Source organism: Micromonospora sp. CA-111912 (assembly GCF_050948415.1).
Taxonomy (GTDB): Bacteria; Actinomycetota; Actinomycetes; order Mycobacteriales; family Micromonosporaceae; genus Micromonospora.
Window position 1 is genome coordinate 3386384 of the sequence record NZ_CP192007.1, and the last position, 13181, is coordinate 3399564.

Annotated in this window: 12 protein-coding genes; 10 read left to right on the forward strand and 2 right to left on the reverse strand. The window is 72.9% G+C overall.

The window, feature by feature from the left end; all coding sequences use genetic code 11:
- The first annotated feature begins 153 nt into the window (after positions 1–153).
- The 3 genes from ACQPZO_RS13890 to ACQPZO_RS13900 all read left to right on the forward strand — a co-directional run bounded on the left by ACQPZO_RS13890 (position 154) and on the right by ACQPZO_RS13900 (position 3418).
- Entirely contained in the window at positions 154–1710 is a 1557-nt protein-coding gene (locus ACQPZO_RS13890; protein WP_433350378.1) for a ricin-type beta-trefoil lectin domain protein, read from the forward strand.
- A gap of 43 nt (positions 1711–1753) precedes the next feature.
- Positions 1754–3007, forward strand: coding sequence for a family 16 glycosylhydrolase (locus ACQPZO_RS13895; protein ID WP_433350380.1), 1254 nt, complete (start codon positions 1754–1756; stop codon positions 3005–3007).
- Positions 3008–3133: 126 nt separating this feature from the next.
- Positions 3134–3418 carry a hypothetical protein gene (locus ACQPZO_RS13900; protein WP_433350381.1) on the forward strand — a complete coding sequence of 95 codons (285 nt, stop codon included), beginning with the start codon at positions 3134–3136 and terminating at the stop codon, positions 3416–3418.
- Between the two features lie 25 nt (positions 3419–3443).
- Here the strand turns inward: ACQPZO_RS13900 and ACQPZO_RS13905 are convergent, their stop codons facing one another.
- Both ACQPZO_RS13905 and ACQPZO_RS13910 read right to left on the reverse strand, forming a co-directional pair.
- Positions 3444–4649, reverse strand: coding sequence for a chitosanase (locus ACQPZO_RS13905; RefSeq protein ID WP_433350383.1), 1206 nt, complete (start codon positions 4647–4649; stop codon positions 3444–3446).
- 147 nt (positions 4650–4796) lie between these two features.
- Positions 4797–6026: a PucR family transcriptional regulator gene (locus ACQPZO_RS13910; protein WP_433350385.1), complete on the reverse strand. Its 1230-nt coding sequence runs from the start codon at positions 6024–6026 to the stop codon at positions 4797–4799.
- Between the two features lie 258 nt (positions 6027–6284).
- Between ACQPZO_RS13910 and ACQPZO_RS13915 the strand changes: the two genes are divergently transcribed.
- The 7 genes from ACQPZO_RS13915 to ACQPZO_RS13945 all read left to right on the forward strand — a co-directional run bounded on the left by ACQPZO_RS13915 (position 6285) and on the right by ACQPZO_RS13945 (position 13119).
- On the forward strand, positions 6285–7202 hold the full coding sequence (locus tag ACQPZO_RS13915) for a dihydrodipicolinate synthase family protein (RefSeq protein WP_433350386.1): 918 nt from the start codon (positions 6285–6287) through the stop codon (positions 7200–7202).
- Positions 7203–7380: 178 nt separating this feature from the next.
- Positions 7381–9426: a M6 family metalloprotease domain-containing protein gene (locus ACQPZO_RS13920; protein ID WP_433350388.1), complete on the forward strand. Its 2046-nt coding sequence runs from the start codon at positions 7381–7383 to the stop codon at positions 9424–9426.
- A 91-nt stretch (positions 9427–9517) separates the two neighbouring features.
- Positions 9518–9952: a hypothetical protein gene (locus ACQPZO_RS13925; RefSeq protein ID WP_433350389.1), complete on the forward strand. Its 435-nt coding sequence runs from the start codon at positions 9518–9520 to the stop codon at positions 9950–9952.
- Positions 9949–10530: a TlpA family protein disulfide reductase gene (locus tag ACQPZO_RS13930; RefSeq protein ID WP_433350391.1), complete on the forward strand. Its 582-nt coding sequence runs from the start codon at positions 9949–9951 to the stop codon at positions 10528–10530. Before ACQPZO_RS13925 ends, ACQPZO_RS13930 begins: the two co-directional genes overlap by 4 nt.
- A 271-nt stretch (positions 10531–10801) precedes the next feature.
- Positions 10802–12049 (forward strand): glycosyltransferase family 4 protein, encoded by a 1248-nt coding sequence (locus tag ACQPZO_RS13935; protein ID WP_433350393.1) that lies wholly within the window; start codon positions 10802–10804, stop codon positions 12047–12049.
- A gap of 45 nt (positions 12050–12094) precedes the next feature.
- On the forward strand, positions 12095–12529 hold the full coding sequence (locus tag ACQPZO_RS13940) for a VOC family protein (protein ID WP_433350395.1): 435 nt from the start codon (positions 12095–12097) through the stop codon (positions 12527–12529).
- A 119-nt stretch (positions 12530–12648) separates the two neighbouring features.
- Positions 12649–13119: a hypothetical protein gene (locus ACQPZO_RS13945; protein WP_433350397.1), complete on the forward strand. Its 471-nt coding sequence runs from the start codon at positions 12649–12651 to the stop codon at positions 13117–13119.
- Positions 13120–13181: the final 62 nt, after the last annotated feature.

Below are 13181 nucleotides of genomic sequence, written 5' to 3' on the forward strand. Positions count from 1 at the left end.
CAGGGCCGGGAGCAGCGACGGACGGTCAACTGGTAACAGTCTTGACAGAAATCGTTCACATCGACAAACTTCGTTGAGAGCGCTCTCTGGCCGGCCCACAGCCCTCGCGTCGCCCCGCCGCGACCGCCCACCGTACGACCTCGGGAGGACCCCATGCCGCGACAGCTCCGCGCGTTCGGCACCGTTACCGCAGCTCTCCTGCTCGTCGTCGCGTCCCCGCTGGCGGCCCGCGCCGGCGACGCCCTGGATGCCGCAGCCCCGGCGGCTACCACGACGGCCACCGCCGGCCTCCCGCCGGAGCTGGTCACGGCGATGCGCCGCGACCTCGGGCTGACCGCCGGCCAGGTCGCCGCCAGGCTGCGCACCGAAGCCGCCGCGCCGCCGGTGGAGAAGCGGCTGCGCGCCCGGCTCGGCGCGGCGTTCGCCGGCGCCTGGATCCCGGCGGGCGGACAGCGGCTGACCGTGGCGGTCACCGACCGGGCGCTGGCCGCCGTCGTCCGCGCCGAGGGCGCCGACGCGACCGTCGTCGCCCGCAGCGAGCGCGACCTCGACACCGTCAGGCGAGCCCTCGACCGGCACGCCGTCCGGGCGGACCCGCAGCGGATCCGCAGCTGGTACGTCGACGTCGCCGACAACAGTGTGGTGCTGACGGCGGCGCCGGGCGCCACTGCCGAGGCGACCGCGTTCGCGCGCGCCAGCGGCGTCGCCGCCGACGCCGTCCGGGTCGTCGAGTCCGCCGACGCGCCCCGCCCGCTGTACGACCTCCGGGGCGGCGACCAGTACGTCATCAACGGCAACACGCTGTGCTCGGTCGGCTTCGCGGTCGCCGGCGGCTTCGTCACGGCCGGCCACTGCGGCGGGACCGGCAGCCCGACGCTCGGCTTCAACAACGTCGCGCAGGGCACGTTCGCCGGCTCGTCCTTCCCCGGCAACGACTACGGCTGGGTGCGAACCAACGGCAACTGGACCCCGCAGCCCTGGGTGAACAACTACTCCGGCGGCAACGTCACGGTGGCCGGCTCGCAGGACGCGGCGATCGGCAGCTCCGTCTGCCGTTCGGGGCGCACCACCGGCTGGCGCTGCGGCACCATCCTCGGCCGCAACGAGACCGTGAACTACGCCCAGGGCGCGGTGTCCGGCCTGACCCGCAGCAACGCCTGCGCCGAGGGCGGCGACTCCGGCGGGGCGTGGATCAGCGGGAACCAGGCGCAGGGGGTCACCTCCGGCGGCTCCGGCAACTGCTCCACCGGGGGCACCACCTTCTTCCAGCCGGTCAACGAGATCCTCGGCGCGTACGGGCTGTCGCTGGTCACGACCGGCGGCGGGGGCGGGAACCGGCTGATCAGCAACTGGAACAACAAGTGCATCGACGTGCCGAACTCGAACTTCTCCGACGGCGTGCCCCTGCAGATGTGGAACTGCAACGGCACCGGGGCGCAGGCGTGGACCCTCACCGGCGGTTCCCTGCGCACCCAGAACAACAAGTGCATGGACGTGGCCTGGGGGTCCACCGCCAACGGCGCGGTGATCCAGATCGCCAACTGCAGCGGCAATCCCGCCCAGCAGTTCGTCCTGTCCGCCGCCGGTGACCTGGTCAACCCGCAGGCCAACAAGTGCGTCGACATCGCCGACTGGAACGGCGGCGACGGCGCCCGGCTCCAGCTGTGGGACTGCGCCGGCACCGCCAACCAGAAGTGGCGGCGGGGCTGACCGCGCCCCACCGCCGCCCGTACGACCGCCCGAGGAGGCTCCCGTGATCAGATCCCGTTCCGCGCCCCGTTCGCTCGCCCGCGCCGCCGTCGCCCTCGTCGTCGTCGCGGCGTCCCTCGTCCTGCCCGGCCCCACCGCGCCCGCCCAGGCGGCGATCGGCGGCATCACCTGGCAGGACGAGTTCAACGCCTCTGCCGGCACGGCCGTCGACCAGAGTAAGTGGCGGTTCGACATCGGTGGCGGCGGCTGGGGCAACAACGAGAGGCAGTACTACACGAACAGCACCAGCAACGCCGTGCACGACGGCCAGGGCAACCTGGTCATCACCGCGCGCCGGGAGAACCCGGCCAACTACCAGTGCCACTACGGCCGGTGCGAGTACACCTCGGCCCGGCTGCTCACCGCCGCGACGTTCACCCAGGCGTACGGCCGGTTCGAGGCCCGGATCAAGATCCCCCGGGGTCAGGGCATCTGGCCGGCGTTCTGGATGCTCGGCAACGACATGGGCGGCGTGGGCTGGCCGAACGCCGGCGAGCTCGACATCATGGAGAACATCGGCCGGGAGCCGAACACCGTGTACGGCACCATCCACGGGCCCGGCTACTCCGGCGGCGGGGGCATCACCGGCAGCCGCACCGTCGGCGCGCCGCTGGCCGACGGCTTCCACACCTACCGGGTGGACTGGGAGCCCAACTCGATCGTGTGGTACCTCGACGGCGTCGAGTTCCACCGCGTCGACCCGAGCCGGCTGGGCGGCAACCGATGGGTCTTCGACCACCCGTTCTTCATGATCCTCAACGTGGCCGTCGGCGGCAACTGGCCGGGCTACCCGGACGGCACCACCCAGTTCCCGCAGCAGATGCTGGTCGACTACGTCCGGGTCAACGGCTACACCGACGGCGGCAACCCGCCCACCACCACGCGGCTGCGGGGCGCGCAGAGCGGGCGGTGCATCGACATTCCGAGCGCCAACCCGGTCGACGGCGCCAAGCTGCAGATCTGGGACTGCAACACCACCGCCGCGCAGGCGTGGACCTTCGCCGGCGACGGCACGGTGCGGGCGATGGGCAAGTGCATGGACCCCGCCTGGGCCGGCACTGCCAACGGCACCGAGGTCAACCTCGTCTCCTGCAACGGCAACCCGGCCCAGCGGTTCACCCTGAACGCCTCCGGTGACCTGGTGAACCTCAGCGCCAACCGGTGTGTCGACGTGCGCGACCAGAATCCGGCCAACGGGGGCAAGCTCCAGCTCTGGGACTGCGCCGGCAGCGCCAACCAGAGGTGGTCGCGGTACTGACCAGCGAACGGGGGTGCCGACGAACCGTCCCGTCGGCGCGCGACGACGGGGCCCGGCGCGGCGTGGAAGCTGCTGCGCCGGGCCCGGCCGGCGGCCCGAGTAGTCGATCTCCGCGAACCTCGCGTGGTGCGCCAGCCCCGCGATCGTGGTGCCCTGACAGTACTGCCAGGGCACACCTACCGGCCCGGCATCTGGCCGTTCCAGGAGAACAAGATCGCCCTCGGCTGCGGCTTCACCGGTGGCTCCAGCGGCTCGGTCTGGCTGCGGCTTTACAACGACGCGTACGGCTACGTCAACGGCATCATGAGCACGTTGGACGGCAACGGGGTGAACCGGAGCTCGTACGTCGGCACCGCCAGGGACCCGGACCGGACGGGCAGCGCCCTGCCGGCGCCGATGCCGACCGAGTGAGAGCCCCGCCCCCACGGTTCTCCGGCTAGCCGATCCGGTACTGGTCGCCGTAGACGGCGAAGACCAGCGGCGTGTTCAGGTCGAAGTTGCCGTTGTTGAGGAACACCCGCTGGGCGGTGTCGACCCGGGACGTGTCGGAGTGCGCCGCCTCTTTCTTCATCTCGACGACCCGCTCGTCGAGGAAGGCGTTGAGCCAGGTCCGCTCGTCGCCGCCCTGGGTCGGCGGCTTCGCCCGGGCGAGGGCGCGGCTGCGAATCGCCCGCATGCCCTCGTAGCCGTGCATCACCGCCGCGTCGTAGTAGGCGAACTGGCCGAGCGCCCGGACCCCGTCGGCCTTGCCGTCGCGTACCGACGGGTTGAAGTACACCCGGTCCCGCTCGGCCTCCTGGGCGGCCTGGAACACGCCGTCGGCGGCGGCGGTGCGCCAGTCGCGGGGGAAGTTCGGGTCGAGGCCCGCATGCGAGTCGGTGCCGTTGACCCTGCGCAGCGCCGGCAGGTACGGGGCCAGCACGTTGCCCGGCTTGGTGGCCGTGTACGCCTCGACCAGCTCCAGCATGTCGCCGGTGCCGGAGCAGAAGCCGATGATGCCGGCGGTGTAGCCCCGCCCGTCGCCGATGTCCTCGATGTAGGAGAACTGGGCCCGCCAGTTCAGCGACGAGTTCTCCGCGGCGGAGACGAGCTGCATGGCCGCGTCCTTCTTCGCCGGGTTGTCGAGGTTGACCCCGGCGGGGGCGGACGGGCTGGGGGTGGTGCCCCCGCCGGGCAGGGTCCACCGCTGGTTCGCGCTGCCGGCGCAGGTCCAGATCTGCAACCGGGTGCCGTCGGCCGTGTTCCGGTCCGTGACGTCCAGGCACTTGCCCGAGCCGGCGTTGACCAGGGCGCCGTTGGACGCGCTCCACCGCTGGGCGCCGGTGCCGTTGCAGTCGTACAGCTGGACCTTGGCGCCGTCGGCGGTCGACGCCGCGGTGACGTCCAGGCACTTGCCGAGCGCGCGGATCGAGCCGTCGGCGTTGCCGACGGTCCAGATCTGGGCGGCGGTGTTGTTGCAGGCGTAGAGCTGGACGGCGGCGCCGTTGGCGGAGCTGGCGGCGGCGACGTCGACGCACTTGCCGCCCAGTCCGGTGATCGGCCCGGCGGTCGCGGCGCTGGCCGACGGCAGGCCGTAGCCGACCACCGCGGCGGGGACCAGCAGGGCCGCGGCGAGGTAGGCGGCTGTCCTCTTGGCAGGCATGGCACTCCTAGGTGGGGGCCGCGACAATTAGGAATTCTGTTAACAGATAGCAGCGTGTCGATGTCATGTCAATCGCCGCCCGCTGTCTGGCCGGGGCCGTGCTCCGGTCCGTCGGCGCTTTGGGGCGGCCGTCCGGGCCGCCGTTGGTCACACCGTCCGGTAGTGGCCGGTGAGCCGGCCGAGCTTCATCGCCAGGTGCAGGCACAGCCGCTCGTTGCCGTCCTTCAGGTCGGTCCCGGCGAGCTGTTCGACCCGTTGCAGCCGGTAGTAGAGGGTGGTCCGGTGCAGCCGGAGCTTCTCGGCGGTCGCGTGCGCGTTGCCCGCCAGGTCGAGGTAGGCCTCCAGGGTCTCCAACAGCACCTGGTGGGCGTCGTCGCGCAGCAACCGTTCGAGCCCGGGGTGCACACCCGCGACGTCGAGGTGCTGGCTGTCCAGTTGGGACAGCACCCGGTAGATGCCCAGGCCGGCCCAGGAGACCACCCGGCCCAGCGCGGAAAGCTGTGTCCCGACCCGGGCCGCCTGCGCGGCCTCCTGGTAGGACTCGACCGCGTCGGCCAGCCCGGCGCGGGGCTCGCCGATCCCGGTCACGGTCCGGGACACCGAGGCCAGGCCCCGGGTCGCGGTGCCCAGCGCCTCGTCCAGGTGGCCGGCGGAGACCTCCGGCGAGGGGCGGCCGGCGACCCGGTCGCCGCAGATCAGCAGCACCCCGTGGTCGTGCCAGACCAGGTGCAGCGTCTCCCGCACCCCGATCCATCGGCGGGTGGTCACCAGGGCCTGTTCCAGGGCGATCCGGGCCACCTCGTCGGGCTGCCGCCCGCCGGCCGGTACGAGCTGGGCGACGAGTGCGACGGTGGTGCCGTCGCCAGCCACCGTGCCCTCCTCCAGCAGCGCCCGCGCCGCGTGCTCGCGGGCCTCCCGGCTCTCCACCAGCAGCGTGCGGGTGGCCTCGGTCTCCCGCTGCGAGGCCAGCTCACCGAGCAGGTTCTCCCGGTACAGGGCGAGCGACAGGTCGGTGAAGGCGCTGGTCGCGGTGGCGATGTCGGCGTCGGTCATCGAGCCGTCCGCGTCGATGAACCAGACGAATCCGAGCAGCAGGTCGTCGTGCCGGATCGGCACGCAGACCCTCGGCAGCAGGTCCAGTTCGGCGTACGCGGGGGTGCGGACCGGCTCGCGCGCCGTGAGCACGCCCATGCCCCGGAACCAGGCGATCACCTCCGGCGTCGTCTGCCGGCGCAGGATCGACATCCGGCGGACGTCGTCCATCGGGCCGTTGTGCTCGCTGTAGGCGACCACCCGCTGTCGCCGGTCCTCGATGAGGGCGGGCCGCCCCACCCGGGCGGCGACGGCGTCGACGATTCGCTGGAGCTCACCGTGCATGGATCTCCCCTGGTTGCGCCGCGCGACAGGGGCCGCGCGACCGCCAGTCCTTACCCTCCGGTGCGGGTGGGTACCCGCGCAAGGTCCACTGTCGAAGTCGCGACAAAAGGACGGGCGGCAACGCGCCTGTTCCGGCATCTGTCCGAAGACCGGCGGTCAGGGACGTTCCTAAGGTTCCGGTACGGACCGCACCCGGCGCCGGCACGCACAGCGCGGGTGGGGTGACCGGCGGTGCCGGTGCGGAGGAAGGATGCCCGAGTGAGAGCTGGTAGGCCCTGGCGGGGCGTGCTGGTGGACATCGTCACGCCGTTCCGCGACGACCTGTCGGTCGATCTGGACCAACTCCAGGAACACGTCCGCTGGCTCGCCGCCCAGGGGTGCCACGGGGTTGCGCCGTGCGCGTCGGTGGGGGAGTACCGGGCCCTCTCCGACGACGAGCGGGCCGCCGTGGTGCGGGCGACGGTGCAGGCCGCGCCGCCCGGCTGCGCGGTGCTGCCCGGGGTCGGTGGCTACGGCAGCCGGGAGGCCCGGCGCTGGGCGGAGCAGGCCGCCGAGGCCGGCGCCCACGGTGTGCTCGCGCCGCCACCCGACGGGCCCGCCGCCCGCGCCGCCGACGTGGTCGCCCACTACCGGGAGGTGGCGGCGATCGGGCTGCCGGTGGTCGCCCACAACGAACCGTACGACACCCGGGTGGACCTCACGCCGGACCTGTTGGCGACCGTCGCCGAGATCGACGGGATCGTCGCGGTCAAGGAGGTCACCGGCGACGTGCGCAGGCTGCACCGCCTGCGGGACCTCTGCCCACACGTCGACGTGCTGGCCGGCGCCGACGACGTGCTGCTGGAACTGGTGCTGTGCGGCGCGACGGGATGGGTCGCCACCCTGTCCAACGCGCTGCCCCGCGAGGCCGTGCGGCTGTACGAGCTGTGCGTCGCCCGAGACCTGGGCCGGGCGCTGCCGCTCTACGCCGAGTCGCACCCGCTCCTCGGCTGGACCTCCCGACCCGAGTCCGTGCAGGCCGTCAAGCTCGCCATGGAGTGCGCCGGGCGGTTCGGCGGCCGGTGCCGCCCACCGCGTGGGCCCCTGTCCGGGCCCGCCGCCGAGCGGGTGCGCCGGGACGTGCTGCGGGCCCTCGCGGCGACCGCCGAACCGGCTTCCGGGGTCCCCGCCGGCTGATCCGCCGGTGTGCGCCGGTCCTTCAGGTGTCGGAAGTCGCCGCCCCACCTGCCGACATCTGCACGGTGACCAGCCCCGGCCCACCCTCCTAGATTCGCTGCGCGGCCTGCTGACAGGTGTTCCGCGATCCCCCCACCGGGATGCCCGGCACCGCGTTCCCCCGACGAGAGGTGGTTCCGTGCACCGTGCTACCCCCAACCGAACGCGGCTGAGGCGTTCCCTGCTGGCCGCGGCCGTGGTGACCACGCTCGTGGCGACCGGGGCGGCGCAGGCCGCCGCGGCCCCGGCCAACCCGGCCGGCGGCACCGCGCCGTTCCAGGTCCTCGACCCGCAGGCCTGGCAGAACCCGGACACGATGACCTGGAACGACTACAAGGCCGTGCCCGGCAAGAACTGGGCCGACCCGAGCGTGTCGGGTTCGGTCCGCAACTTCAAGATCGCCCTGGTGGCGCTCGACTATCCCGACCAGACGTTCGCGGTCTCCCAGCGGGCCCGCTCGACGGTCTTCGGCAACCCCCAGTCCGTCGCGACCAACATCCCCCGGGCGGACGTGCCGAAGTTCTACCAGGACTTCCTGAACACCCCGAACACCCTGAACAAGGGCCACACCCTGCACGAGTACTGGATGCAGGACTCCAACGGCCGCTACGGCGTCGACCTCGCCGGGTTCGGGCCGTACCAGATGCCGGCGAAGTCCCACCAGTACGGGCTGGACAACAGCTTCAACCCGGGCGCCTGCCCGAGCGGGGACGTGTGCGGCAAGAACATCCGCACCGACGGCCTGGGCGCCTGGCGGGCAGCCGTCGGCGAGGAGGTCGCCAACCAGTACGAGCTGGTGTTCATCCTCAGCGCGGGCCAGGACGAGTCGTCGACCTGGCAGGAGTTCGGGCAGATGATCTTCCAGAACAAGGAGGACGTGCCGGACGCCTGGGGCCCGCCGGACCCCAACCTGCCGAACTGGGCGAAGACCCGCTACGTGGACTGGACCTCGTGGAAGGCGGCGGCGACGCTGTGGCCGAACGCGGGCGGCGGCTCCTCGACGCAGGGGGAGAGCTCCGGCATGGGCGTCTACGCCCACGAGCTGACCCACCTGCTGGGCATCGGCGACAACTACAACAACCCGTACGGCGAGCCGCTGCGCAGGGCTTACACCGGCATCTGGAGCATGATGTCGCGCGGGTCGTTCAACGGCCCGGGCGGCCCGCACACCCGCTGGCAGATCCCGCCGACCAACGGCGGCTCGATGGGTTCGCTGCACACCGTGCGGGACAAAATCAAGATCGGCCTGCTCGGCGAGGAGCACGTGCTACGGCTGTCCCGGGAGTCGCTCGCCTCCTCGGGCATGGTGGTCGCGCAGGTAACCGCCCGCGCGGTCGACGCCGGCCCGAAGGGCCTGACCGGCGTGAACATCGCGCTGAACAAGGACCTGTCGCCGACGTGCGGCGTCAGCACCGACCCGCTGTGCGACGGCGGCAACTTCAACAACTACACCGTCGAGGTCGTCGACCGGATGGGCGCGGACTCCTTCACCCCGGACAGCGGCGTGCTGCTGAGCAAGACGAAGAACGCCGACAGCGCACCGTTCCAGTGGGTGGTGGACGCCAACCCGCAGGACATCGACATGATCGACTTCTACCGCCCGGACGGCACCCCGCAGAAGATCACCATGGGTGACTACCGGCAGCTCTCCGACGCGCTGTTCCACGCCGGAGCGGACACCGGCAGCCAGTACGAGTACGTCGACGAGGCCAACCGGCTGCACTTCTACATCATCGACCTGAAGCGGGACTCGGCCGGCTCGCTGTCCTACACGGTGGCGGTGCGCTCGCTGGACGGCACCGGCGGGCCGAGCAGCCACGGCGTGACGCTGGGCAAGGGCGAGGCGACCGGCAGCAGCAAGCCGACCAACCGCGGGGCGACCTGCTCGTTCGAGCTGACCAACACCGGTTCGTACTCGGCCGGCGGGCAGCAGCACCCGGAGAACGTCAGCGCGTACCTCAAGTCGGACGTCTACCGCCTGTCGGCGGAGGTGGCCGGCAAGGGCTGGCGGACCTGGCTGCCCAACCAGCTCGCCACCGCGCAGTTCGGCAAGTCCACCACGGTCAAGGTGTCGGTGGGCGCCACCGCCGCCGCCGCGGACGCCGGCTTCGTGAAGCTCACCGCGACCTCGGAGAGCGACCCGACGAAGACCGTGACCAAGCAGTGCCGGGTCGAGAAGTCCTGACCGGCACCCGAGGCTGACCCCGTTCCTTCCGGGGCCGCGGCGACGGCCAGCCGCCGCCGCGGCCCCGGAAGGCGGGCGAGAGGAGGACGACGTGCGGCGAGGCACCATGACGCTGCTGCCCCTGCTGCTGGCCGGCGCGACCGGCTGCGGCGCCGGCGGCGCCACGCAGGAGGCGGTCTCCCCGACGACGGTCCGGGTCCTGGTCCGTGACATCAACATCCGGGCCGAGGGCGTGGACTGCGCCGGCACCGGCCCGTACCTGCACTTCCACAACCGGGCACCGTTCCGCGTGCTCGACCCGGACGGTGCGGCGCTGGCCACCGGGCGGCTGTCGGCGGGCACCGCGGTGGCCGCCTTCGCCGAGGACCTGGGGGTCGAGCGGGTACCCACCTACTGCGAGTTCGCCGTCGGTGTGCGGGTGCCGCAACGGGCCTCCTACCGGCTCGAGGTGGACGGCCGGCCGGCGCTCGACCTGACGCCGGACAGCAGTGAGGGGCCGGCGCTGGTGGCGGTGGTCCCGTCATGAGGCGGGTGTTGCTGCCGCTGCTGCTGGCGGTGGCGCTGTCGGGCGGGTGCAGCACGCCCCCGCCCGAGCAGCCCGCGCCGGCACCCGCCGGTGGAGCGGCGACGCTGCCCGGGCCGGTCCCCGCCGACCTGGTGCTGCGCCCGGCGCCCGGGTCCGCCCCGGCCGCCCCGGCGTTCACCGGCACGCTGACCGACGGCACCCCGCTCGCCGCCGCCGACCTGTGGGCGCAGCGTCCGGTCGTGCTCACCTTCTTCAACTCCTGGTGCACCACCTGCGCCGGCCGCCAGGCCGCCCTCAGCGAGCTCGCCCGCAGCTACCGGGACCGGGTGGTCTTCGTCGGTGTGGCCGGCGCGGACCAGGCCGACGAGGTCCAGGACTACCTGCGCGCCCACCGGGTGGAGTATCCGGTCGTCCTGGACGACCAGCAGACGATCTGGCGCTCGTACGCGGTGCGGGAGCCACCGGCGGTCGTGGTGGTGGCCAAGGGCGGTGCGCTGCTGCGCGGCTGGCCGGGGGGCCTGGACGCCCCGGCGCTCGACCAACGGCTCCGGGAGCTGGTGCTGGCCGACCAGCCGTAGTCAGCCCGACCTCGCCCCGCCCGGCCACCGGAACATGTCCGAGTCGACCGTCGACCGGGTGGAGTCCGGCGGCTCCACCGCCTGACCTGCCCCACAGTCGTCAGAGGACGGACACGCTCCGTTCCCAAGGCGGCGCACCGGGTGCGCGGATGGCCGGACGTGCTGCTCAGGCTGGCTGTCCGGCCCCTGTCCGCCGGTCCACCGATGATCTAGCGTCCCGTGCGTCTGGTGCCTGTTCGCCACCTCGGGCGCAGCGAACCAAGGGGGGACAGTGCCGTTTCGTGAGGACGCCGTCGAGGCGACCAGCCCGTTCCGCCTCGACCGGTCCGGGCCGGGCGCGACCCGGCCGCCGGGCTGGCGCCCCCTGCGGGTGGCGATGATCGGGCAGAAGGGCGTGCCCGCCACCTACGGGGGGATCGAGCGGCACGTGGAGGAGATGGCCAGCCGGCTCGCCGCGTTCGGCCACGAGGTGACCGTCTACTGCCGGGACAGCTACGGCGACGTGTCCGCCGAGCAGTACCGCGGCATCCGGCTGCGCCGGGCCCGCACCGTCGCCAGCAAGCACCTCGACGCGATCGTGCACTCGACCACCTCGACCCTGGCGGCCCTGGCCGAACGGCCCGACATCGTGCATTACCACGGGCTCGGCCCGATCCTGACCGCCCCGCTGGCCCGCTACGCCTCCCGGGCGAAGGTGGTGCTCACCGTGCACGGGCTGGACAACCAGCGGGACAAGTGGGGTCGGGCGGCGCGCGCCGTGCTCGGCACCGCGTACCGGCTCAGCGCGTACGTCCCGGACGCCCGGGTGACGGTGTCGCGCGGCCTGTCGACGCACTACGCGACCAGGTTCGGGCGGCCCGCCCGGTACATCCCCAACGGGGTGACAGCCCCGCGGCACCTGCCGCCCCGCCAACTCGACGGCTTCGGCCTGCGTCCCGGCGGGTACCTGCTGCTGGTCGGCCGGCTCGTGCCGGAGAAGGCGGCGGACCTGCTCGTGCGGGCGTTCCGGCGGCTGTCCACCGACCTGCGGCTGGTCGTCGTCGGCGGCTCCGCCTTCACCGACGACTTCGTCGCCCGGCTCCGCCGCGAGGCCGGCGACGACCCGCGCATCGTGTTCACCGGCTTCGTCTACGGCGAGCAGCTCGCCGAGCTGTACTCGCACGCGGCGGCCTTCGTCCAGCCCTCCCGGCTGGAGGGACTGCCGCTGACGCTGCTGGAGGCCGCCTCGTACGGGCTGCCGGTGGTGGCCAGCGACATCGAACCGCACGTCGAGGTGCTGGAACGCGATGCCCCCGGCCGGCGGTTGTTCCGCGACGGCGACGGCGACGACCTGTTGCGGGCGCTAGCCACCGTGACCGCCGACGGGCCTGCGGAGCGGGCCGGCGCCACGCTGCTGCGTGACCGGGTGCTCGCCGAGTACAGCTGGGACGTGGCGGCCCGAGACCTGGAGCGGCTGTACCTCGAGTTGGCCGTCCGATCGCCCCGCCCGCGCCGCCAACCCGAGCCTCGGCGCCGCTGAACCGCTGGTGGCCCGACTGTCGCAGGTGCGCGATACGGTTCCCCCATGGCAGCCAAGATCGATCTGACGCTCGACTGTGCGGACGCGCAACTCCTCGCCGCGTTCTGGAGGACGGCGCTGGGCTACGTCGACGAGCCACCGCCCGCCCCCTTCGCGACCCGCGCGGAGTGGCTCGCGCAGTTCGACCTGCCGGAGGACGACTCCGAGGACGACGGCGCGTGGCTCTGCGACCCCGACGGCGTCGGCCCCCGTCTCTCGCTCCTCCGGGTCCCCGAGCCCAAGACGGCGAAGAACCGGCTGCACATCGACGTCCGGGTGCCGGGACACGGCGGTCCCGACGAGCGGTGGGCCCGGATCAGGGCGGAGTCCGAGCGCCTGGTGAAGGCGGGCGGGAGCGTGCTGGCGGAGTTCGACGGCCACCACGTGGTGATGGCCGACCCGGAGGGCAACGAGTTCTGCGTCGCCGCAGCCGCGCCCTGATCGGCCGCGCAGCCTCCAGCACGCGCAGCCCCACACCGCGCAGGGGACCGCGCCTGATGTCCTATCTTCCCTACGCCGCTCCGCGTCCACCTGCGGTGGCGGATCGATCGGAGACTCCCATGGGTGTTCTGTACGACTACTTCCGGGCGGCCGACGACGAGGCGGTCGCCGCGTCGATGGCCGCCACGAACGGCGGCCCGCTGGTGGGGGCGGCAGCCCCTCCCGAGGCGGACGTCGTGGAGGCCAAGGCCGTCGACCCCTCGGTGGTGCTCGGCCAGGCCGTGTCGCTCGCCCTCGACGTCCCGTGGGACGTCGGCCTCGTCGGCGACCGGCTCATCTGGCCCGACGCGGTCACCGCGGCAGCGGAGCACGACGGGCCCTGGGTGGTCAGGCTCGGCGACCGCGCCCGTGACGTGCTCGCCGCGCTTGCGGACGACCGGCTGCCGGCCCTCGCCGACCGCTGGTCGCGGATCGACGAGTTGTCCTGGGGCGTGCCGGTGGAAATGCTGCCCGTGCTCCGGCAACTCGTCGGGCTGGCCCGCCGGGCGCAGGCGAGTGGGCAGCACCTCTACTGCTGGATGTCGCTGTGACCGGTTGAGGCTCGGTGCTCTGGCCACGGACGTCGGCTCGGGGCTCCTTGGTCCGTGACCAG